This window comes from Rhodococcus sp. DK176 (genome assembly GCF_038447315.2).
In the GTDB taxonomy this organism is placed as follows: Bacteria; Actinomycetota; Actinomycetes; order Mycobacteriales; family Mycobacteriaceae; genus Rhodococcus_F; species Rhodococcus_F jostii_A.
The window spans coordinates 6415561-6436263 of the sequence record NZ_CP118321.2; the positions used below are offsets into that span (position 1 = coordinate 6415561).

The window sequence follows — 20703 nt, forward strand, 5'->3', positions numbered from 1 at the left end:
AGGGTCAGTCCTCGTCGTCGGCGTGGGCGAGGGCCGTCTCGACGCGCTTGCGTGCCCCGGCGAGGTGCTCCTCGCAGCGTTTGGCCAGGGCCTCGCCCCGCTCCCACAGCGCGAGTGACGCGTCGAGGTCGAGGCCGCCCTGTTCGAGCACCTTGACCACGTCGACGAGTTCGTCGCGCGCCGCCTCGTAACCGAGCTCCGCGATGTCGGTGTCGTTTCCGGTGGGCTTGCTCATGTCCTACTTGTCCTTTCCCATCACCGCGGCACGGATTGCGCCGTCGGCGACTCGAACGCGAATCTGGGTGCCCGGTGGGGCGTCGTCGACCGAACGCAGTACCTCGGGATCGCCGTCGGGCACGATCCGCTGAACCACGGAGTAGCCGCGGGCCAGGGTCGCGGCGGGCCCGAGGGTCGTCAGCCGTGCACGAAGGTGCTCGATCGTGGTGCTCTCCGCGGCGATCGCCCGGCTGATATCGCGTCGCCCGGCCTCCCGCAGTCGCTCGACCTCGTCCGACCGGTGGTCGAGTGCGCGCAGCGGGTCGGCGAGCACCGGCCGGCTCCGCAGCTGGGAGATCAGGTGCGACTCGCGCTGCACCCAGTTGCGCAGCGCCGCCGCGCTCCGTGACCGCAATTCGCCGACGAGTGCCTGCTCGGCGACGGCGTCCGGCACCACCCGCTTGGCGGCATCCGTCGGTGTCGCGGCCCGCAGGTCGGCGACGTGATCGCTGAGCGGACTGTCCGGCTCGTGGCCGATGGCGCTGACCACCGGAGTTCGGCAGGCGACGATCGCGCGGCACAGCGTCTCGTCGGAGAACGGCAGCAGATCCTCCACACTGCCGCCGCCGCGCGCGAGGATGATCACGTCGACGTGCGGGTCGGCGTCCAATTCCTTCAACGCGTCGAGGATCTGCGGAACGGCGGTCGCGCCCTGCACCGGGGTGTTGCGGACCTCGAAGCGCACGGCGGGCCAGCGGCGCTGCGCCACACTGAGGACGTCGTGCTCGGCGGCGCTCGCGCGACCGGTGATCAGCCCGATGGTGCCCGGCAGGAACGGCAGCGGACGCTTCAGCCGAGGGGCGAACAGACCCTCCGCGGCCAGCAGCGCGCGCAACCGCTCGATCCGGGCGAGGAGTTCACCGATCCCGATCGCGCGGATCTCCGTCACCCGCAGCGAGACCGACCCTCGGCCCGTGTAGAACGACAACTTGCCGAACATCACCACCCGGCTGCCCTCGGTGAGCGGGACGGGGGAGTTCTGCAACAGCTGCGGGGAACAGGTCACCGACAGCGACATGTCGACGGACGGATCCCGCAGCACCAGAAACGCGGTCCGGGTTCCCGGACGCGCGTTGATCTGGGTGATCTGCCCCTCGACCCAGACACTCCCGAGCCGGTCGATCCACTGTGCGACCTTGGCCGACACGGTGCGGACCGGCCAGGGCTGCTCGGCGGTACTCGGTCCGGTACTGGTTGCGCGGGGCTGTGCGGAGGTCACTTCGCCTTGGCGGAGGTGATGCGGTTGGTCAGCATGGTCTGGAACGGCGCTCGTGCCAGGGTCGCGTTCTCGTAGTCCAGCAGCGTCGTGAGGTCCTCGACGGACAGGCTACGCAGGCGCGCCCGCAGCTGGGCGAGCGTCAGCGTGCCGTAGTCGAGTACGACGGCGATCTCGGGTTCGGCCACCGTCGGCGCGGAGGTCGCGGCCTTCTTGCTCGCCGCCTTCACGGGGGTCGAGCCGTTGGTCGCGGCGGCGGGAGCAGCCTTCGGGGTCGAGACCTTCTCGGGTGTGCTCTCGTCCTGCGGGCTCAGCGAGTACAGGGCGAACCGGCCCGGTCCGGCCGGCCGCTCGTCGGTCACGCCGTCGACAACGGGTTCCGGATCGGTGTCGTCGTCGAAGACGGCCCATGCCGGCTGCTCGTCGTCGTGGGTCCAGTTGATCAGTGCGAAAGCCTGGTCGCCCTTGATGGCCAGCGCCGTCATGGACTGCTGAACACGCATCGTGGTCTGCAGCACCTGACTGACCGCGGTCATGGGCAGGGTCGCCGCGGTGGTCGGCAGCTTCCTGGCCTCTTCGACGGCCGTCACGGCGATTCCAGCGGCGACACGCGCCACGAAGGGGGGACGAATCATTCCCACAGCCTGCCTGACAACGGCACGTTTGGGTAGCCGACGTGCCCACAGCGCCGACGACATCGGTGCGACGATGCGCACACTACCGGGCGGAGACCCCGCGAAAGTGTCGTCCGTCCGGGGTGACCCGTAGTCTGGAACCATGTCTTCGGCTGTTCCACTCAATGTGGGTATCACACGTTCGGCAGATTCGGGGGCGTCGCGTGCCGACGGCGAGAAGCGGGTACTGCTCGCGGAGCCCCGCGGCTACTGCGCCGGCGTGGACCGCGCCGTCGAGACGGTGGAGAAGGCGCTCGAGAAGCACGGCGCCCCGATCTACGTCCGCAAGGAGATCGTCCACAACCGGCACGTCGTCGATACGCTCACCGATCAGGGTGTCGTCTTCGTCGACGAGACCGACGAGGTTCCGGAGGGCGCGCTGCTGGTGTTCTCCGCCCACGGCGTGTCTCCCGCGGTCCACGAATCAGCTGCGGCGCGCAACCTGCGCACCATCGACGCCACGTGCCCGCTGGTCACGAAGGTCCACCAGGAAGCCAAGCGCTTCGCCCGCGACGACTTCGACATCCTCCTGATCGGACACGAGGGCCACGAGGAAGTGGAGGGCACCGCCGGTGAAGCCCCCGATCACGTGCAACTGGTCGACGGGCCCGACTCCGTCGACGCGGTGACGGTCCGCGACGAATCGAAGGTCATCTGGTTGTCGCAGACCACGTTGAGCGTCGACGAGACGATGCAGACGGTTGCCCGGCTGCGGGAGCGTTTCCCCAATCTGCAGGACCCCCCGAGCGACGACATCTGCTACGCCACCCAGAACCGTCAGGTGGCGGTCAAGGCGATGGCACCCGAATGCGACCTCGTCATCGTCGTCGGATCCCGCAACTCCTCGAATTCCGTTCGTCTCGTCGAGGTCGCTCTGAACGCGGGCGCGAAGGCGTCGTACCTGGTGGACTACGCGCGCGAAGTGGATCCGGCCTGGCTCGACGGCGTCCGGACGGTCGGGATCACGTCCGGTGCGTCCGTGCCGGAGATCCTGGTGCGCGGTGTGATCGATCTGCTCGACGAACACGGATTTCACGACGTCCAGCCGGTCACCACCGCCAACGAGACACTGGTCTTCGCACTGCCGCGCGAGCTGCGCGCCGCGCGGACCTGATCGGCCCGCTACCTGCCCCGCCGCTGCTCTAGCGGGGCTGCTCCGTCTCGAACGGCGGCTCGTACCGGTCGCGGTAGCGCACCTGCGGAATGGGGTGGGCCGGCACGTCGGGGTTCGGCCGGGGTCGCGGCGTCGTCCGCGGCGGGACCGAACGCGGCGCCTGACTGGTGCGCGGAGGCGCCGAGCGGGGAGCCTGCGCTGCCCGGTCGACCATCGGTGGTGGGGGCGCGGTGCGTCCTCCCGACGACGAGGAGCGGCGAGGCGGTGGGGTGGCTGCCCGTCGCGCCGAGCGGGGATGTTCCCGCGCAGCGTCCTTGTCACGCGCCCGGCGCGGCGGCGGAGACTGCTCCGACTCCTCGGGTGCGCGCCGAGGGCGGGCGGCGCGTGGCGCCCGCTGCGCGCGTCGCCGCTCGGACGTACGGGCGGGACCGGTCTTGCGTTGCTGCAGCAGGAAGAGGCGGAGGCCGCCGATCAGCAGGGTCACCACGGTGGCGGCGAGCATCACCGGAAAACGGTTGACCAGCGGATATGCGACGTTGATCGCCAGGTCTTTCAGTGCGGTGCTGTTCTCCTCCGCGATGAGACTCTGCCCGAGCGGCACCGCGACGAACAGGATCAGCGGCGGCTGGACGATCGCGGTGAACAGCGCCCGATTGCCGGCAGCCGCCACGGCGAGAACGCAGCCGAGGAAATAAAACGTGGAGAACGCAGCCGTGAGTTCCGTGCCACGAGCCGCATCGACAGCGAATCCGACAAAGGTGACTCCGACGGCCAGGAGAATGACACCCCACCAGGGGAGACCGGGGACCGTAGGGACAATCGACCGCCTGTCGAGCGGCACCCCAGAGCGAGCACGTTGGGTTGCAGACACACAACGACAGTAGCGGCAACTTGTTAACTAGCCTCGTTGGCGTGACCGGTAGAGCCTGAGAGATCCTCGAGATTTGTGCGTCGCGGCCACGAATCGACGGCGCTGACCTCGGTGACGTCGCCGTCGAACACGTCGAGGTCGTGGAGCTTGCGGGCGGTGACTGTGACCCGGGACTCCATCGACGCGACGGTGAGATTGAACGAGTCGACGGCCTTGCCGAGTTGTGAGCCGAGGCGGTCGAGATGCGCGCCGACCGTGCCCAGCCGCGAATACAGCTCCCGGCCGAGTTGGTGGATCTTCGCGGCGTCCTGCGACAGCGCCTCCTGCCGCCAGGTGTGCGCGATGGTCCGCAGCAACGCGATGAGAGTGGTGGGGGTGGCGAGGATCACGTTCCGCGAGAACGCGTGCTCGAGCAGCCCGGAGTCGGCGATCAGCGCCGCGTCCAGGAACGGGTCACCGGGCACGAACAGCACCACGAACTCCGGCGTCGGGTCGAACGACTCCCAATACGTCTTGTCGGCCAACTGGTCGACGTGCGTGCGCAGCTGCCGGGCGTGCCGGATGAGGTGCTGTTCCCTGGCGGTCGGGTCTTCCGTCTGCGCGGCGTCCAAATACGCCGCGAACGGGACCTTGGCGTCGACCACGATCTGCTTGCCGCCCGCGAGGTACACGAGCAGGTCGGGACGGACACCGTCCTTCGACACCTGGGTGTCGAAGTCGCAGTGCCGAACCATCCCGGCCAGTTCGACCACCCGCTCGAGTTGGATCTCGCCCCACCTGCCCCGGATCTGCGGCGCCCGTAGCGCCGTGACGAGTCTGTTCGTCTGCGTGGACAGCATCTGTGAGGTGCGGTGCATGCCCTCGACCTGCTCACTGAGCCCGGCGTACGCGTGAACCCGGTTGCGTTCGACGTGGTCCACCTGTTCCGCCAGGGCGCCGACGGCCTCGTGCAGCGGCCCGACCAGTCGCGAGATCTGCTCGCCGATCGCACCCGAGTGGCGGCGCGCGGAGTCTTCGCTGACCGCGCCGAGCGACTGCCGGAGGAGGGCCTCGTTCTCGCGCAGCGCGGCGAGCTGAGCCTCCGCTCGCGCCGCCCGATCACCGCTCCGCGCCGCGTGCAACAGCCACCCGAGGGCGGTGCCCGCGGCCAGCGCCAGGAGCATTCCGAGTGCAGCGAGTGCATTCATGTGGCTCATGGTGCACCGACCCACCGACATGTGGGGCACCGCCCCAGCGACATGTGGGGCACCGCCCCAGCGACATGTGGGGCACCGCCCCAGCGACATGTGGGGCACCGCCCCAGCGACATGTGGGGCACCGCCCCAGCGACACGTCCAATCGCTCCGACGCCACGCGGCCGAGGTGTTCGAGGTTGTCGGCACCGTGCTCTACGGTCTCGGGACATGAGGATCCTGCACACTTCGGACTGGCACATCGGACGCACGTTCCACGGGGTGGACCTGCTCACCGACCAGGCCCGTGTGCTCGACGCGATCGCCGCCCTCGTCGCCGAGCACGGCGTGGACGTCGTCGTCGTTCCCGGGGACGTGTACGACCGGTCGATCCCCAGCGCGGACGCCGTCACCGTGTGCAACCGCGGATTCGAAGCGATCCGGGACGCCGGTGCGGTCATCGTCGCCACGTCCGGGAACCACGACTCCGCGGCGCGGCTCGGGGCGGGTGCCGCGTTCTCCCGCGCGGGCGGGCTGCACCTCATGACGACGGTCGCCGGGATCGGCTCGCCCGTGGTGCTCGACGACGAACACGGTCCCGTCGCGTTCTACGGCATTCCCTATCTCGAGCCCGAGATCACCCGCGCGCAACTGGACGTGCCGACCGCCCGCTCGCACGCCGAGATCCTCGACGCCGCGATGGACCGCGTCTGCGCCGACCTCGACGGTCGCAACGACACCGGTCCGCGCACCAGGTCCGTCGTCCTGGCGCACGCGTTCGTCGTGGGCGCAGAGGCCACCGGATCGGAGAGGTCCATCTCCGTCGGCGGCGTCGAGACGGTGTCGGCGTCGGCCTTCGGCGGGGTCGACTACGTCGCGCTCGGCCACCTCCACTCGCCGCAGACCCTCGCCGAGAACATCCGGTACTCGGGTTCGCCGCTGCCGTATTCCTTCGGCGAGCGCACCCACAGCAAGGCGGTCTACCTCGTGGATCTCGACGCCGACGGACTGCGGGCCGTCGAGCGGGTCGACCTGCCGGTGGTCCGCGGTCTCCGGCAACTGACCGGGACGGTGCAGGAGTTGCTCGAGGACGACACGTTCCGCGACGCCGAGGACTGCTACGTGTCGGCGGTGCTCACCGACCCGGAACGTCCGGTCGACGCCATGCGCTCACTCCAGACGCGATTCCCGTTCGCCGTGCACCTCGAGTGGCAACGCCCCGAAGGCGGCGACGATCTGCGCTACCGCGACAAGGTCCACGGGCGCAGTGATCTGCAGATCACGCGCAGCTTCCTCACCGACGTGCGCAGCGAGCCGTCGACCGGCGAGATCCGGCTGGTGGAGGCCGCACTCGGCTTCGCCGGCCGGTCCGGCGAAGGCACCGCCGAGGTCGTCGCGCTGGAACAGACGGCATGAGGCTGCATCGACTCGAGGTCGAAGCCTTCGGGCCGTTCGCAGGATCCGTGGAAGTCGACTTCGATCGGCTCGGCGCCGACGGGCTCTTTCTGCTGCACGGTCATACCGGCGCCGGTAAGACGACGGTCCTCGACGCGGTGGCGTTCGCGCTGTACGGCACGGTGCCCGGGGCACGGAAGGACGGCAAGCGCCTCCTGTCCGACCACGCGCCCGCCGGTTCCGTTCCGACGGTGACGCTCGAGGCGACGATCGCGGGCCGGCATCTGCGACTCGTCCGCAGCCCGGAGTTCGAGCGTCCCAAGCGCCGTGGGTCGGGGACCATCAAGGAAAACGCGAAGGCCACGCTCACCTGGCTCGACGGTCGCGGGGAGAATCTGTCACGAATCCCCGACATCGCCGACGAGGTCGGGCGGCTGATGGGCATGAGCGCCGACCAGTTCTTCCAGGTGGTCCTGCTGCCGCAGGGAGAGTTCGCGAAGTTCCTGCGCGCCGACAACGAAGAACGCGGTCAGCTTCTGGAGAGGCTGTTCGACACCACCCGATTCGGGACGGTGGAGGAGTGGTTCCTCGACCGCAGGCGCACCAGCGCCCACGACCTGGACGAGCATCAACGGGCCGTCGACGTCCTGCTGGCGCGGGTCGCGACTGCCGCAGGCATCGAGGGGGGCGCCGACGCCGATCCGGTGACCTGGGCTCACAAGCTCGAGGCCGAGGCGCGCGAGACTCGCGACCTGGCCGCGGACGACCTGCAGACGGCCAAGAGTCAGGCGAAGGTGACCCGCGATGCGCTGACGGAGGCGCGCCGTGTCCTCGAACTGCAGAACCGCAGGCGGCGAGCCGAGGCGGAACTCGAGGCGCACGCAGCGGGAGCGGACCGGCGGGCGGTCCTCGTCGCCGAATTGGCGGATGCGCGCCGGGCCGAACCGGTCGCGACCGTGGCACGCGACGCCGACGCCGCCCGGGCCAAGGCCGCGGCCGCGGCGCGGAACGTCGAGGCGATCACCGACGGGTTGCGTTCGACGGTGGGCGGCGCCGATCTCGTGGCGGAGTTGTCGTGGCCTCCGACCGCCGACGAACGGGAGCACATCCGGTCGAGTATCCGGGACTGGCGTGATGAGATCGTCCGCCTCGACGGGGCACTCGCCGAATCCGTCGCCGCCGACCGGCTCGCTGTCGAAGTGGAGCGGCTGCGTACCCGGCAGGTCGAACTCGCCGAGGCCGGCGACGCGCTGTCCCGGGAGCGCGAACAATTGCCGCTCGCTCTGAGGGAAGCGGAGAAGGCGCTCGACTCGGCGCAGAAGGCCCGCGCCGCGGTGCCCGGGCTCGTCGATGCCCGGGACCGGGCGGCCGACGCTGCCTCGGCGGCGGCGGATCTCCGCACCCGCCGGGCCGAGCGGGATCGGCTCGAGCGCGGTGTGCTCGATGCCCGGCGACAGCATCAGGACGCGCGGGAGCACTGGCTCGACCTTCTGCAACGTCGGATCGCGGGCATGGCAGCCGAATTGGCGGGCACGCTCGAGGACGGTGTCCCGTGCCAGGTGTGCGGTTCATCCGAGCACCCGCAGCCTGCCGAACCGTCCGAGCTGTCGGTGACGAAGACCGACGAGGACAAGGCCCTCGCCGCGGAGCAGAAGGCCGCGGCGGCGATGACGACCGCGACCGAGAAACTGGGCGCGGTGGAGCGCGCGATCGGCGTGCTCGTCCAGCGCGGTGGCGACGGTGACGCGGACGAACTCGCCCAGGCACTCACGGCCGCGGAGACGGCGGTGGGGGAGGCGACTGCGCTCGGCGACGAGGTCGAGCGTCGGTCCGCGTCGCTCACCGAGCTACGGGACCGCGAGAGTCACCTGCAGGAACGGTCGCGGGACCTGGGCGTCGACGCCGCCACCGTCGCCGAGAGGATCACGGCGAGCACGACACAGCTCGGGGAGATCCGGGCCCGGGTGAGCGAGGCGGCGGGCGACGACCCGAGCGTGGAGGCGCGCCGCGCACGACTCGACGCGCTCGCCGAGTCCGCATCCGAGCTGCTCGACGCGCGGGACGCTGGTGCCGGAGCCGAGTCGGCGGCCCGTGAACTCGCGGCCAAGGCCGAAACACTGGCCGGGGACGCCGGTTTCGACAGCACTGCCGACGCCGTGGCCGCGGTCCGGACGGCCGCCCGTCAGGGCGAGATCGAGGCCGTCCTCACGGCGGCGCGAGACGCCGAGGTCGGGGCGCGCAGCGTGCTCGACGACCCCGAGGTCGTTGCCGTCGCCGAGGCGGATCCCGTGGAACTGGCGTCCGTCCAGCACGCGCACGACGTGGCCGCGGAGGTCGTGAACGTCGCCGTCGCGGCGGCGTCCGACGCCGAGCGCCGACTGCTCGATCTGGAACGGTTCGTCGGTCAGCTCGACAAGGCCGCCGAGGCGATTGCGCCGATGCAGGCCGCGCACGAGGAGCTGGCTGCCCTCGCCGAGGTGATCGCGGGCCGTGGCCAGAACGCCAGGAAGATGTCGCTGCGATCGTATGTGCTGGCGGCCCGGCTGGAAGAGGTGGCCGTCTCGGCATCCGCGCGGCTCGGCCGGATGTCGGCGGGACGGTACGAGTTCGTCCACAGCGACGAGGCCGGTCCGCGAGGCCGCCGCGGCGGTCTGGGGCTGGACATCCGCGACGACTACACCGGGGTGGTGCGTTCGGCCAAGACCCTGTCCGGCGGTGAGTCGTTCCTGGCGTCGCTGTCGCTGGCGCTCGGTCTCGCCGATGTCGTCGCGGCGGAGTCGGGAGGCGTCGTCCTCGACACGATGTTCATCGACGAGGGATTCGGCACCCTCGACGCGGACACCCTCGACTCGGTGATGGGCGTGCTCGACGAGCTTCGTGACGGCGGCCGGGTGGTCGGGATCGTCAGTCACGTCGACGAGATGCGTCAGCGAATCCCGAGCCGACTGCACGTGATTCGCGGACGCACCGGCTCCACCGTGGAGGTGGTCGCCGGCTGACCGCCGGTCAGTCCGCCTTGGGCGCGACGGCGGCCTCGTCGACGGTGACGCCCTCCCGTTCGGCGTCGTCGAGGTCGTCGTTCGCGGCGACGGCGTCGGCGATGTTGCTTTCGGCGCTGTGCTCGTCGATCTGCTCACCGATGTAGCGCACCACCACGGCGGCGACGGCGGCGGCGGGCACCGCGAGGAAGGCGCCGACGATCCCGAACACGGAGCCACCGGCGGTGACGGCGAGCAGAACCACGACGGCGTGCAGTTTCATGCTCTTGCTCTGGAGAACGGGCTGCAGCACGTTGCCCTCGATCTGCTGCACCACGAGGATGATGATCAGCACGATCACCGCGGTGGTGAGACCGTTGGCCACCAACGCGACGAGCACGGCGAGAGCACCGGCGACGAACGCACCGACGATCGGGACGAAGCCACCGATGAACGTCAGGATCGCGAGGACCGGTGCGAGCGGCACACCGAGAATGAGCAGTCCGGCGCCGATGAAGACGGCGTCGATGAGGCTGACCAGTGCCTGCGTCCGGATGAACCCGCCGAGCGTGTCCCACATGCGGCCCAGCACCACTTCGAGGTGACGGCCCGCGCGGCCGCCGCCGACGGAGTGCAGCCACGGGATGAACCGCGGGCCGTCCTTGATGAAGAAGAACGACAGCACCAGCACGAGGCCGAGTGTGAGCAGCAGGGAGCTGGCGGTGCTGACGCCGGTGAACACACCGGACGCGATGACCGTCCCACTTTCCTGCACCTTCACGACGATGGTGTGGATGCCCTGGTCGATCTGATCGTCCTGCAGGTTGATCGGCGGACCCTTCAACCAGTCCTGCACCTGGTTGATGCCCTGGGTGGCCTTGTTGGCCAGCTCGGGTGCCTGGTTGACCACGGACGGCACGATGCCCGCGATGATTCCGGCGACGACGGCGATGAACACGACGAGCGACGTCGCGGCGGCCGCCGCCGGGGGGATACGCCGTCGCGTCATCGCCCGCGTCGGCGGCCACAGCACCGTGCACACCACGACGGCCAGCAGCACGGGGAGGACGATCACCCAGAGCTTTTCGATGATCCACCCGAACAACAACGCGCCCAGCGAGATGGCCACGAGGACCAGCGACCACTTGGCCACCCACATCGCACCCACCCCGATGAGATGCCCGCGGTCCGGTTTCGTGATTGCGCTCCCGGACGGTGCCGGGGCTTCCTTCTCCGTCACAGATGGTCCTCCCTGCCGTGTCTGCTCAGCCGATCAGTACTGACAGTACTGGGGGACGCCGGGACGGCCCGGTGAGGTCAGCAGCAGCGGGCACCCGGGTTCGCGTCGGCGTCCGCGTAGCGGGCCTTCCAGTACTCGCGCTCGGTCGGCACCTCGGCCTCCGGATGGTTCCGGCGAAGGTGTTCGACGTACCTGCTGTAGTCGTGGTCGCCCATCAGCGACCCCGTCCACCACCAGGCGGTCCGGACGGCCCCCACGACCCTATTCATCATGGTGATGTGCCCTGTCCGTGTGGGTGTGTGCAGCACCGGGTGCGCGCACGACGCCCGATGCGATGAGTTCGTTCCATTCCTTGTCGAGTTCCTTCTCGGCGGCGGTGGGGACGAACCCGGCGGGCGCGAAGATCTTCGACGGTTGCTCGGGTGACTCGGTGGTCGGCAGTCCACCCGCCCGGAATGCCTTGATGCAGACGAGCGCTCCGGCCACCACGACGACGAGGACGAGTCCGGCGAACACGATCGACAGGGTGCCCTGGATGAACGTGTTGCGGATGACGGCGTCGATGGCCTCGGGAGTCTTGGCGGAACCGAAGCTGGTCTTGCCGGCTTCCTTCGCCTCCTTGAACGCGGCGTGCTGGGACCAGTAGCCGACGGCGGTGTTGCCGGAGAAGATCTTCTGCCAGGACGCCGTCATGGTGACGATCAGGTCCCAGACGAGGGGAACGCCGGGAATCCATGCCCATTTGAAGAGGCCCCTCTTCATGACGATGGCGAGGACCACCGTCAGCGCGATCGCGGCGAGCAGCTGGTTCGCGATGCCGAAGAGCGGGAACAGGGTGTTGATTCCACCGAGCGGGTCGGTGACGCCCATGAGCAGGATCGCGCCCCACAGTCCGACGACGGCCAGCGAGCACACCCAGGCTCCGACGCGCCACGACGGATCCTTGAACTTGCGGGCGGGTCCACCGAAGTTGCCGAGCGAGTCCGACAGCATGAACCGGGCGACACGGGTGCCTGCGTCGACGGTGGTGAGGATGAACAGCGCCTCGAACATGATCGCGAAGTGATACCAGAACGACTTGAGGGCGGCGCCGCCGAGGAACTGGCTGAGCACTTCCGACATGCCGAACGCGAGCGTCGGGGCACCGCCGGTGCGGGAGATGATCGACTCCTCGCCCACGTTCTCCGCGGCCTGCGAGAGGGTGTCGGGGCTGATGTTCGGGCTGGACAGTCCGAGGCCGTTCACGTAGGCGGCGGCCGTCTCGGGGGTTCCGCCGGTGAGGGTGGCCGGCGCGTTGAGCGCGAAATACAGGTGCTGGTCGATGATGCACGCGGTGACGAGCGCCATGATCGCGACGAACGACTCGGTGAGCATGCCCCCGTATCCGATCAGCCGCATCTGCTTTTCCTTCGCCAGCAGCTTGGGTGTGGTGCCGGAGGAGATGAGGGCGTGGAAGCCCGACAGCGCGCCGCACGCGATCGTGATGAACAGGAACGGGAACAGCGAGCCCGCGAACGCGGGACCGTTGCCCTGGATGGCGAACGTCGTGACGTCGGGCATCTTGATGGTGGGCTGCGCGACCAGGATGCCGATGGCCAGCAGGATGATCGTGCCGATCTTCATGAACGTCGACAGGTAGTCGCGCGGGGCCAGCAGCAGCCACACGGGCAGGACGGAGGCGGCGAAACCGTAGGCGATCATCAGCCAGGCGATGGTCACCTTGGAGAGCGTGAACCAGTCGGCGCCCCAACCGGTGTCGGCGACCCAGCCGCCGGACACGATGGCGAGGAGCAGCAGCACGACGCCGATCAGCGACACCTCCGCGACCTTGCCCGGGCGCAGGTACCGCAGGTAGACGCCCATGAACAGGGCGATCGGGATGGTCATGGCGATCGAGAAGACGCCCCACGGGCTTTCCGCGAGCGCGTTGACGACGACGAGGGCGAGTACCGCGATGAGGATGATCATGATGACGAAGACGCCGATCATGGCGGCCACACCGCCGACGAGGCCGAGTTCGTCGCGGGCCATCTGACCGAGGCTGCGTCCGCGGCGTTTCGTCGAGATCCACAGGACGAGGAAGTCCTGGACCGCTCCGGCGAAGACGACGCCGATGATGATCCACAGCGTGCCGGGCAGGTAGCCCATCTGTGCGGCGAGGACGGGACCGACGAGGGGACCTGCGCCGGCGATTGCGGCGAAGTGGTGCCCGAACAGCACCCGCCGGTCCGTCGGCATGTAGTCCTTGCCGTTTTCCAGGATTTCGGCGGGGGTGGCCCGGTCGTCACGGGGCTGGACGAGTTTGCGCTCGATCATCCGCGCGTAGAAGCGGTAGGCGATGAGGTACGTGCAGACGGCGGCCACCACGAACCAGACGGCGTTGATGTTCTCGCCGCGGATGAACGCGATCATCACCCAGGCGATGCCACCGAGGAGGCCGAGGACGGCGAACGTGATCCGCGCCGCCGGTGAGATGGGGGTGCGGTCCACGACGCCGACCGCTGGCAGATCCGGATCCGTTTTCAGGTACTCGATCTCGGATTCGGGGGCGGCTCTCAGGGCCATCGCGAACTCCTTCCCAGCGCCCCCGTCGTCATTGTGTGCCGGGGGTGACGCCGTCGACAGATGCCACATCTTTTGTGGCCCCCGTCACCCTATTGCGCCGACGTTCGGTTCGACGAAAAAACGACGTCAGAAGCGAGACGAATCGGCGTCGATCCAGTCGGTGAGCCAATCCGAGGGCGGATCCTCGAGCAGTTCGCCGGGCATCAGCCACTCGTACAGTTCCGCGTAGGTGCGCGTGGTGACCCCGTCGATCCGGCGGTTGAGCATCGACGGTGTCAGTTGGTCGAAGCTGTCGAGACCCATCGATGCCACCATCTGCTGGGCGCCGGCCACCGTCGACTTCTGGAACCGGAACACCCTGGCCGCCTTGTCGGGGACGTCGAGCGCGCGGGTCCGCGCCGGGTCCTGCGTCGTCACTCCGACGGGGCAGCGGTTGGTGTGGCACATCTGCGCCTGGATGCAGCCGACGGCGAACATCATCGCGCGGGCGGCCAGGGTGAAGTCGGCGCCCTGAATGATCCGTTTGACGATGTCGGATGCGCTGGCGACCTTCCCGGACGCGCCGATCTTGATGCGGTTCCGCAGTCCGGCGCCGGTGAGCGCGTTGTGCACGAGCATCAGCCCCTCGGTGAGGGGCATGCCCATGTTGTCCTCGAATTCCACTGGACCTGCACCGGTTCCGCCCTCGGAGCCGTCGACGATGACGAAGTCCGGGGTGACGTCGCGTTCGAGCATCGCCTTGCAGATGCCGAGGAACTCGGTGCGCGATCCGACGCACAATTTGAACCCGACGGGTTTGCCGCCGGAGAGCGTTCGCAGGGTGACGATGAAGTCGATCAGCTCGTTCGGGGTGGAGAACGCGGTGTGCGAGGGCGGGGAGATCACCGTCTTCCCGACCGGCACGCCGCGCGTCTCGGCAATCTCCCGCGACACCTTCGCCCCGGGCAGCACGCCGCCGAGCCCGGGTTTCGCGCCCTGCGACAGCTTGATCGAAATCGCCTTCACCTGGTCTGATGCCGCATGTTCGGCGAACTTGCCGGGGTCGAAGTGGCCGTCGTCCGTGCGGCAGCCGAAGTAGCCGGACGCGATCTCCCAGATCAGGTCGCCGCCGTGCTTGCGGTGGTACGGGCTGATCGCGCCCTCGCCGGTGTCGTGCGCGAACCCGCCGCGCGCGGCCCCGGCGTTGAGGGCTTCGATGGCGTTCGCGGAGAGCGAGCCGAAGCTCATCGCCGACACGTTGAGAAGCGCGATGTCGTAGGGCCGTTCGCAGTCGGGGCCGCCGATGCGGACGGTCGGCGGCTCGGGCGGTGCCATCCGGGCGCGCAGCGAGTGGGCCATGAACTCGTAGCCGACGGCGTGCACGTCCCGCTCGGTGCCGAACGGTTCCTCGGCGAGCGTCCCCTTGGCCCGCTCGTAGACGAGGTCGCGGGTGTCGCGGTCGAAGGGCGTTCCGTCCGTGGACGATTCGACGAAGTACTGCTGGATCTCGGGGCGGATCTTCTCGAGCAGGAACCGCGCGTGCCCCAGCACCGGATAATTCCGCAGAATGCTGTGGCGCCGTTGCAGCAGATCCCACGTCCCCAGGGCTGCGAGCGCGAGAAGGACGACCGCGGCGAACCACCACCCGGTCGCCACACCGAGGGTCAACGCAAGAGCGCCCAGTCCGAGGATCCATAGCGCGAGGACGATCAACCAGCGGGTCACTCGCTGAGACTAGAACCTCACATGAGTGCCGACGCGTACTCCGGCGCACTTTCGCACTCACATGGGGAGACAGGTGGGATAGTGGACGCACGAGGTCAGCTGCCACGACAGGGGGAGTCATGTCGGAGTCGCCGAGCAATCCGGAATCGTCGAGCAACCCGGTGCCGCCGAAGCCCGGCGACACGGGTACCTACGGCTACCAGTACCCGACGCAGCAACAGCAGCCGCCGCAGTCGCAGCCGTACCCGGGCCAGTACGGCCCGCCGCCACTGCCGCCCTCGAACGCCGGATGGGCGGTGGCTGCCGTCCTCTTCTTCTGGCCGCTCGCCTTCGCCGCGTTCAACCACGTCCACGACGTGTACCCCAAGTGGGCGATGGGCGACTATCAGGGCGCCCAGTACGCGTCCGACCGCGCGAAGGCGCTCGGCAAGATCGCCCTGTGGATCTGGGTGGCGCTGATCGTCGTCTTCGTGATCGGGTACGCGATCCTGATCATCGCCCTCGTCGCGAACAGCAATACCTCCAGCTGGTGAGGGCGATGGTCGTTGATCGGACGCCGACGCCGTAGAATCCAACGACCGTGAGCCTTACCCTCGGAATCGTCGGACTGCCCAACGTCGGCAAGTCCACCTTGTTCAACGCGCTGACCAACAACGACGTGCTGGCCGCGAACTACCCGTTCGCGACCATCGAACCCAACGTCGGCCTGGTCGAACTGCCCGATCCGCGGCTGTCCGAGCTCGCCCGGATCTTCGGTTCCGAGCGCATCCTGCCCGCCACGGTGTCGTTCGTCGACATCGCCGGCATCGTCAAGGGCGCCTCCGAGGGCGCCGGCCTCGGCAACAAGTTCCTCGCCAACATCCGCGAGGCCGACGCCATCTGCCAGGTGGTTCGCGTCTTCAACGACGACGACGTCGTGCACGTCGACGGCCGCGTCGACCCGGCATCCGACATCGAGGTGATCGAGACCGAGCTCGTCATCGCCGACATGCAGACGCTGGAGAAGGCCCTGCCGCGCCTGGAGAAGGAAGCGAAGAAGAACAAGGAACTCAAGCCCATCCACGAGGAGGCGCTGAAGGCGCAGGAAGTCCTCGACGAGGGCAAGACCCTGTTCAGTGCGAAGGACAAGCTGGACTTCGCGCTGCTGCGCGAGCTGAGCCTGCTCACCACCAAGCCGTTCCTGTACGTGTTCAACGCCGACGAGGCCGTGCTCACCGACGACGCGAAGGTCGCCGAACTGCGCGCCTCCGTCGCCCCGGCAGACGCTGTGTTCCTCGACGCCAAGGTCGAGCAGGAGCTGCTCGAGCTGGACGAAGAGGACCGGCAGGAGATGCTCGACTCCATCGGACAGTCCGAGCCGGGCCTGCACGCACTCGCCCGCACCGGCTTCCACACCCTCGGCCTGCAGACCTACCTCACCGCCGGTCCCAAGGAATCCCGCGCCTGGACCATCCACAAGGGCGACACCGCCCCCCAGGCCGCCGGCGTCATCCACACCGACTTCGAGCGCGGCTTCATCAAGGCCGAGATCGTCTCCTTCGACGACCTCATCGCCGCCGGATCCATGGCAGCCGCCAAGGCCGCTGGCAAGGTCCGCATGGAGGGCAAGGACTACATCATGGCCGACGGCGACGTGGTGGAGTTCCGCTTCAACGTCTGACGGCGGTTCCTCGCACGAGCACCCCGACCACTCCTGCGCCGACGAGTGAGATCAGCCCGGTGGTGACGGCGGCGGAGTTCCAGCCCAACATCATGCCATCGACGGTGCCTGCCGGGTCGAGGGCGATGATGCTGACGACGGTGACGCCGATGGAGGAGCCGAGGTAGCGGGCGGTGTTGTTGGCGCCGCTGCCGAGTCCGCCCTGATCGGCGGGCACGCTGGCGACGGCTTGGCGGCCGAGGCCGGCGTTGAGCAGGCCGCTCGCGACGCCGGCGAGCAGCAGTCCCGGGACCAATCGCAGCAGGGACGAGTCGGGGGTGAGGCCCGTCATCGTGAGCATGGCGAGGCCGACGCCGGCGAGTCCGATGACGAGTTGTGGTGAGCCGGCGAGCCTTGCCGGGAGTGTGCGGGCGAGCAGCGACGCCACGACACTCGTGCCCGACCACAGCGCGATCACCCCGGCTGCGGCCAGCGTGCTGACGTGCATCGTCTTGACCAGGAACGTGCACGCGAACGACATCAGGCCGATGATGCCCGCCCCGGTCGCGAGGGCCGCGAGGGTGGCGGCCAGGAAGTCGCGTCGACGGAACAATGTGAGGTCGAGCATCGGGAACGGTCGCCGCCGCTCGACCGCGACGAAGACAAGGGTGAACACGGCCGCGCCGACGCCGCAGAGCACGGTGGCGGCAATGTTGCCCTGTCTGCCCTCGACAAGTGCGACGAGCACCAGGACCATCGCGGCGCACAGCGTGACCGCTCCCGGGACGTCGATCCGCTTGGGGACGGCGGAGCGTGACTCCGCGAGCGCGCGCGTCGCGACCTGTCCGATCACGAGCGATGCGACGGCGAGTGCCCAGTACAGGCCGCGCCACCACCCGGCGAGGTCGAGGAGGCCCGCGACGACGGGGCCGACGGCGATGCCGGCGCCGACGCTCGCACCCCAGATTCCACTCGCCGTCGCCCTTGCCGCCGGGGTGGTGAAGGCATGTGCGACGGCGCCGAGGCTGGCCGCGATCAATGCCGCCCCCGCCACTCCCTGGATCAGTCGTCCGACGATGAATAGGACGGGTTCCTGACTGACCGCGCCGACCACCGCGCCCAGGGCGAGAAGCCAGGCACCCCAGTGGAACACCCGGCGCCTGCCGTAGTCGTCGGCGAGTGCGCCCGCGGTCAGCAGGACCGCGGCGAGGCCGACGCTCATCGAACTGAGAATCCACGTCTGCGCTGCCGGGCCCGCCGACAGCGCCGCGGCAACGGTGGGCATGTTGCCGAGCGGGGCGCAGAACGCGACCAGGGCGACGAACGTCCCGAGCGATGCGACGGCCAGCGTGGTCCCCGGGCGGGGAGTGTGTGCACGGATCAGTGGGGCAACCGCAGTTGGTCTGTTCACAAGACTGAACTTAGAACCATTTTGGTCTGGTGACAAGACTGAATTGCGTTAGCATGTGGGTGTGGCACTGGGAACCGGGTACTCGCAGCAGAACTGCAACCTCGCTCGCGCCCTCGAAGTGGTGGGTGAGCGGTGGACGATGCTTGTGCTGCGCGACTGTTTCTACGGGGTCCGCCGCTTCAGTGATCTGCTTGCCCACCTCGACATCTCGCGCGCCGTCCTGACGGACCGGCTGACCGCTCTCGTCGAGGCCGGCGTCCTCGTCCGTGTCGCAGACGGCGGTCATCCCGAGTACGAACTCACCGAGGCCGGGAAGGCTCTGTGGCCGAGCATCTATGCGCTGTCGCAATGGGGTGAGCAGTACGTGTCGCCCGGCAGTTACCCGGGTCGCGTGTTCTCGCACGCGGTGTGCGGAGCGCAACTCGATCGTTTCGGGCGATGCCCCGACTGCGGCACGATCCCGGGCCCCGAGGACCTGGTGGTCGCGCCCGGGCCGGGGGAGGCCGTCCGTCCCCGCAGCGACGCCGTCGCCGTGGCCCTGCGTGAGCCGCGCCGGATGCTCACTCCACTGCGGCCGCACAGCGCCTGATCGACGCGACCCTCACGCCGCGACGGGCAGGGCCGGTTCGAACGTCGCCCGCACCTGCAACCACTGGGCGAGGATCTGGCATCCGGTGAGCCCGCTCGCATCGAGGGGTTCGCTGGCGTACGCGACGTGCCGCCCACCCCGCGCATTGACGACGCGCACACCGCGCCAGGCGAGGCGCGGCGGCAGGTAGCCGAGCACCTCGATGGCCGCGGTCCGCAGCCGGCGCAGGTCGGTGCGCCACTGCCGGGGGCTGACGCGGGTCTTGGTCGCATTCTGGAAGCTGTTGTTGCGGATCAGTTCCCACGTCTGTGCGAGCCACGTCCGCAGCGCGCGAAACGACATCCACCGGGTGAGGTCCGCGATGTCGCGCACGTAGCTGTCTTCGCTGGCATTGCAGATCATGTCGTCCGGGTGCGCGATCCACTGGACCGGTACGGAGTCGGGGATCGGGGCGCCGTCGCCCGCGACACCGCGCCCGCGGCAGCCCGGCACCACCCCCGCGGGTTGCTCGGGGTCGGAGACGAGACCCACCGCGGAGAGGTTGTCGGCGCGCAGGGCGCCGGTGGCGATCTGTCCGAGCACTTCACGGATCACGGTGCATCCCTGCGAGTAGCCGATCAGCATGACCGATCCCGGAGCGTCCTCAATGGCGTCGGTCAAGCGGCGGACGCCGACCTCGGTGCTCTCCCGGTAGCTGAGCCCGCCCGCGGCGACCGGCCCGTACGACGCCGGATAGCCGACCCACCGCGACGCGAACCGGTCGTCGAGGGCGTCGGTGACGTCACGCAACAGTCCGGAGACGTGGCGTCGGTGGTCATCGGGGTGGGACTCTCCGGTGCCACCGACGGCGAGAACGGTCACCTGGGACATGGCTCCCATCATGCCGACCGCGGGTAAGGATCCGTTCGGGCGACCCTGAGAAGTTCCTGGCAATCGAGCGCCGTGGGTTGTCACCCGATCGTCAGCGCGATCAAGGCCACCAGCGGGGGCACGCTCTGCGACAGTGCGCCGACGACGCCGTCCCCGCGCTGTCGGCTGAGCGCCATCCGGTCCGAAACGGCCAGGGCGATGCCCGCCAGGAACATGAAGAGGCAGGTGTAGACGACGAGGGTGCGACCCGGAGTGTCGTGACCCGCCCACCACAGGACGACGCCGGCGATGGCGCCGGAACCGAGGAACAGGTTGTAGAAGCCGACGTTGAACGCCCACAGATGGGCGGCGGGCACATCGCGGCCGGGGATGCGGAAGATGCCCTCGTGCACCGACGGCGCGCAGAACAGGACCGACTCCCACACGAATGCCAGCAGGTGCACGCCCGCGGCGACCAGTGTGGCGATCTGCGCGACGATGGTCACGGCGCACCCGACCCGGTCGCGAGTTCGACGCCGTACCGATCGGTGACCCCGTGCAGCAGCCGGTCCATTTCTCCCGGCGAGTCCCCGCCACGGCCGACCGCGTCGAGATCACCGAAGAAACGGCTGTGGGATGCCCCGGCGGAGACGAGGAGGAAGTCGGCGGACTCGGAGAGGACCGTGAACGTATTCATCGTTCCCGCCTCGATGGCGATGGTTTCCCCCGCCGCGAGTTCGTACCCGGTGTCTCCGGCCTGGACCAGCATCCGGCCGCGCAGCACGTGGTAGGACTTCGACCACGGCTCGGCGTGCAGCGGGCCGTCCGGTGCGGTCCGGGACGCTTCGACGAGGAAGACTTCGTACGCTCCGCCGGTGTGCTCGCCGCCGACCAGGACCGTGATGTCGGCGTCCGGCGCGGTGAGGTGGCGGCCGTCGCCTGCTCTGTTTACGTGAACGTGAGTGGACATACTGCGACGGTATGACCGGTGCACCCCGCTGCCCATCCCC

Annotated in this window: 19 protein-coding genes; 6 read left to right on the forward strand and 13 right to left on the reverse strand. The window is 69.0% G+C overall.

The window, feature by feature from the left end; genetic code table 11:
- Nucleotides 1-4 precede the first annotated feature (4 nt).
- The 3 genes from PSR88_RS29825 to PSR88_RS29835 are packed head-to-tail and all read right to left on the reverse strand — an operon-like array spanning nt 5 to nt 2127.
- Nucleotides 5-235: an exodeoxyribonuclease VII small subunit gene (locus tag PSR88_RS29825; RefSeq protein WP_011597959.1), complete on the reverse strand. Its 231-nt coding sequence runs from the start codon at nt 233-235 to the stop codon at nt 5-7.
- A gap of 3 nt (nt 236-238) precedes the next feature.
- The gene (xseA, locus tag PSR88_RS29830) at nt 239-1495 is read right to left on the reverse strand and encodes an exodeoxyribonuclease VII large subunit (protein ID WP_016883367.1); all 1257 of its coding nucleotides are present in this window, start codon (nt 1493-1495) and stop codon (nt 239-241) included.
- The gene (locus PSR88_RS29835; RefSeq protein ID WP_029539502.1) at nt 1492-2127 is read right to left on the reverse strand and encodes a lipid droplet-associated protein; all 636 of its coding nucleotides are present in this window, start codon (nt 2125-2127) and stop codon (nt 1492-1494) included. Before PSR88_RS29835 ends, xseA begins: the two co-directional genes overlap by 4 nt.
- 142 nt (nt 2128-2269) lie before the next feature.
- Here PSR88_RS29835 and PSR88_RS29840 point away from each other — a divergent pair, with 142 nt between their 5' ends.
- Complete coding sequence (locus PSR88_RS29840; protein ID WP_011597962.1) at nt 2270-3280, forward strand: 4-hydroxy-3-methylbut-2-enyl diphosphate reductase; 1011 nt, start codon at nt 2270-2272, stop codon at nt 3278-3280.
- Between the two features lie 28 nt (nt 3281-3308).
- On the opposite strand, the gene PSR88_RS29845 is transcribed toward PSR88_RS29840, so the two are convergent.
- Both PSR88_RS29845 and PSR88_RS29850 read right to left on the reverse strand, forming a co-directional pair.
- Complete coding sequence (locus tag PSR88_RS29845; protein WP_029539501.1) at nt 3309-4151, reverse strand: DUF6542 domain-containing protein; 843 nt, start codon at nt 4149-4151, stop codon at nt 3309-3311.
- 23 nt (nt 4152-4174) lie between these two features.
- Entirely contained in the window at nt 4175-5338 is a 1164-nt protein-coding gene (locus PSR88_RS29850) for a DNA recombination protein RmuC (RefSeq protein ID WP_016883364.1), read from the reverse strand.
- Between the two features lie 216 nt (nt 5339-5554).
- Here PSR88_RS29850 and PSR88_RS29855 point away from each other — a divergent pair, with 216 nt between their 5' ends.
- Nucleotides 5555-6739 (forward strand): exonuclease SbcCD subunit D, encoded by a 1185-nt coding sequence (locus PSR88_RS29855; protein ID WP_011597965.1) that lies wholly within the window; start codon nt 5555-5557, stop codon nt 6737-6739.
- The gene (locus tag PSR88_RS29860) at nt 6736-9717 is read left to right on the forward strand and encodes an AAA family ATPase (RefSeq protein WP_016883363.1); all 2982 of its coding nucleotides are present in this window, start codon (nt 6736-6738) and stop codon (nt 9715-9717) included. Before PSR88_RS29855 ends, PSR88_RS29860 begins: the two co-directional genes overlap by 4 nt.
- Before the next feature lie 7 nt (nt 9718-9724).
- Here PSR88_RS29860 and PSR88_RS29865 read toward each other — a convergent pair whose 3' ends face one another.
- The 4 genes from PSR88_RS29865 to PSR88_RS29880 form a co-directional block, all read right to left on the reverse strand.
- Nucleotides 9725-10936, reverse strand: coding sequence for an AI-2E family transporter (locus PSR88_RS29865; RefSeq protein WP_011597967.1), 1212 nt, complete (start codon nt 10934-10936; stop codon nt 9725-9727).
- 77 nt (nt 10937-11013) lie between these two features.
- Complete coding sequence (locus PSR88_RS29870; protein WP_029539499.1) at nt 11014-11205, reverse strand: YbdD/YjiX family protein; 192 nt, start codon at nt 11203-11205, stop codon at nt 11014-11016.
- Nucleotides 11198-13501: a carbon starvation CstA family protein gene (locus tag PSR88_RS29875; RefSeq protein WP_016883362.1), complete on the reverse strand. Its 2304-nt coding sequence runs from the start codon at nt 13499-13501 to the stop codon at nt 11198-11200. Before PSR88_RS29875 ends, PSR88_RS29870 begins: the two co-directional genes overlap by 8 nt.
- Before the next feature lie 126 nt (nt 13502-13627).
- A complete protein-coding gene (locus PSR88_RS29880; protein WP_016883361.1) occupies nt 13628-15205 on the reverse strand; it encodes an FMN-binding glutamate synthase family protein in 1578 nt (525 codons plus the stop codon).
- A gap of 119 nt (nt 15206-15324) precedes the next feature.
- On the opposite strand from PSR88_RS29880, the gene PSR88_RS29885 reads away from it, so the two are divergent.
- Both PSR88_RS29885 and ychF read left to right on the forward strand, forming a co-directional pair.
- The gene (locus PSR88_RS29885) at nt 15325-15738 is read left to right on the forward strand and encodes a CD225/dispanin family protein (RefSeq protein ID WP_011597969.1); all 414 of its coding nucleotides are present in this window, start codon (nt 15325-15327) and stop codon (nt 15736-15738) included.
- Nucleotides 15739-15785: 47 nt separating this feature from the next.
- On the forward strand, nt 15786-16865 hold the full coding sequence (gene ychF / locus PSR88_RS29890) for a redox-regulated ATPase YchF (protein ID WP_016883360.1): 1080 nt from the start codon (nt 15786-15788) through the stop codon (nt 16863-16865).
- On the opposite strand, the gene PSR88_RS29895 is transcribed toward ychF, so the two are convergent.
- Nucleotides 16855-18255 (reverse strand): MFS transporter, encoded by a 1401-nt coding sequence (locus PSR88_RS29895; protein ID WP_011597971.1) that lies wholly within the window; start codon nt 18253-18255, stop codon nt 16855-16857. The two genes, ychF and PSR88_RS29895, sit on opposite strands and share 11 nt — an antisense overlap.
- 55 nt (nt 18256-18310) lie before the next feature.
- Between PSR88_RS29895 and PSR88_RS29900 the strand changes: the two genes are divergently transcribed.
- Nucleotides 18311-18844 (forward strand): winged helix-turn-helix transcriptional regulator, encoded by a 534-nt coding sequence (locus PSR88_RS29900; RefSeq protein WP_011597972.1) that lies wholly within the window; start codon nt 18311-18313, stop codon nt 18842-18844.
- A gap of 12 nt (nt 18845-18856) precedes the next feature.
- Here the strand turns inward: PSR88_RS29900 and PSR88_RS29905 are convergent, their stop codons facing one another.
- The 3 genes from PSR88_RS29905 to PSR88_RS29915 all read right to left on the reverse strand — a co-directional run bounded on the left by PSR88_RS29905 (nt 18857) and on the right by PSR88_RS29915 (nt 20663).
- On the reverse strand, nt 18857-19726 hold the full coding sequence (locus PSR88_RS29905) for a cutinase family protein (protein WP_016883359.1): 870 nt from the start codon (nt 19724-19726) through the stop codon (nt 18857-18859).
- Between the two features lie 68 nt (nt 19727-19794).
- On the reverse strand, nt 19795-20199 hold the full coding sequence (locus PSR88_RS29910) for a DUF1304 domain-containing protein (RefSeq protein ID WP_016883358.1): 405 nt from the start codon (nt 20197-20199) through the stop codon (nt 19795-19797).
- Nucleotides 20196-20663 carry a hypothetical protein gene (locus tag PSR88_RS29915; protein WP_029539498.1) on the reverse strand — a complete coding sequence of 156 codons (468 nt, stop codon included), beginning with the start codon at nt 20661-20663 and terminating at the stop codon, nt 20196-20198. The genes PSR88_RS29910 and PSR88_RS29915 overlap by 4 nt, the downstream gene beginning before the upstream one ends.
- Nucleotides 20664-20703 lie beyond the last annotated feature (40 nt).

Excerpts from the sequence above, each read along its gene's own strand:
- PSR88_RS29825 (WP_011597959.1), bottom strand. The coding sequence starts at position 235 with ATGAGCAAGCCCACCGGAAACGACACCGACATCGCGGAGCTCGGTTAC.
- PSR88_RS29835 (WP_029539502.1), bottom strand. The coding sequence starts at position 2,127 with ATGATTCGTCCCCCCTTCGTGGCGCGTGTCGCCGCTGGAATCGCCGTG.
- PSR88_RS29840 (WP_011597962.1), top strand. The coding sequence starts at position 2,270 with ATGTCTTCGGCTGTTCCACTCAATGTGGGTATCACACGTTCGGCAGAT.
- PSR88_RS29850 (WP_016883364.1), bottom strand. The coding sequence starts at position 5,338 with ATGAATGCACTCGCTGCACTCGGAATGCTCCTGGCGCTGGCCGCGGGC.
- PSR88_RS29855 (WP_011597965.1), top strand. The coding sequence starts at position 5,555 with ATGAGGATCCTGCACACTTCGGACTGGCACATCGGACGCACGTTCCAC.
- PSR88_RS29860 (WP_016883363.1), top strand. The coding sequence starts at position 6,736 with ATGAGGCTGCATCGACTCGAGGTCGAAGCCTTCGGGCCGTTCGCAGGA.
- PSR88_RS29870 (WP_029539499.1), bottom strand. The coding sequence starts at position 11,205 with ATGAATAGGGTCGTGGGGGCCGTCCGGACCGCCTGGTGGTGGACGGGG.
- PSR88_RS29875 (WP_016883362.1), bottom strand. The coding sequence starts at position 13,501 with ATGGCCCTGAGAGCCGCCCCCGAATCCGAGATCGAGTACCTGAAAACG.
- PSR88_RS29885 (WP_011597969.1), top strand. The coding sequence starts at position 15,325 with ATGTCGGAGTCGCCGAGCAATCCGGAATCGTCGAGCAACCCGGTGCCG.
- PSR88_RS29905 (WP_016883359.1), bottom strand. The coding sequence starts at position 19,726 with ATGATGGGAGCCATGTCCCAGGTGACCGTTCTCGCCGTCGGTGGCACC.
- PSR88_RS29915 (WP_029539498.1), bottom strand. The coding sequence starts at position 20,663 with ATGTCCACTCACGTTCACGTAAACAGAGCAGGCGACGGCCGCCACCTC.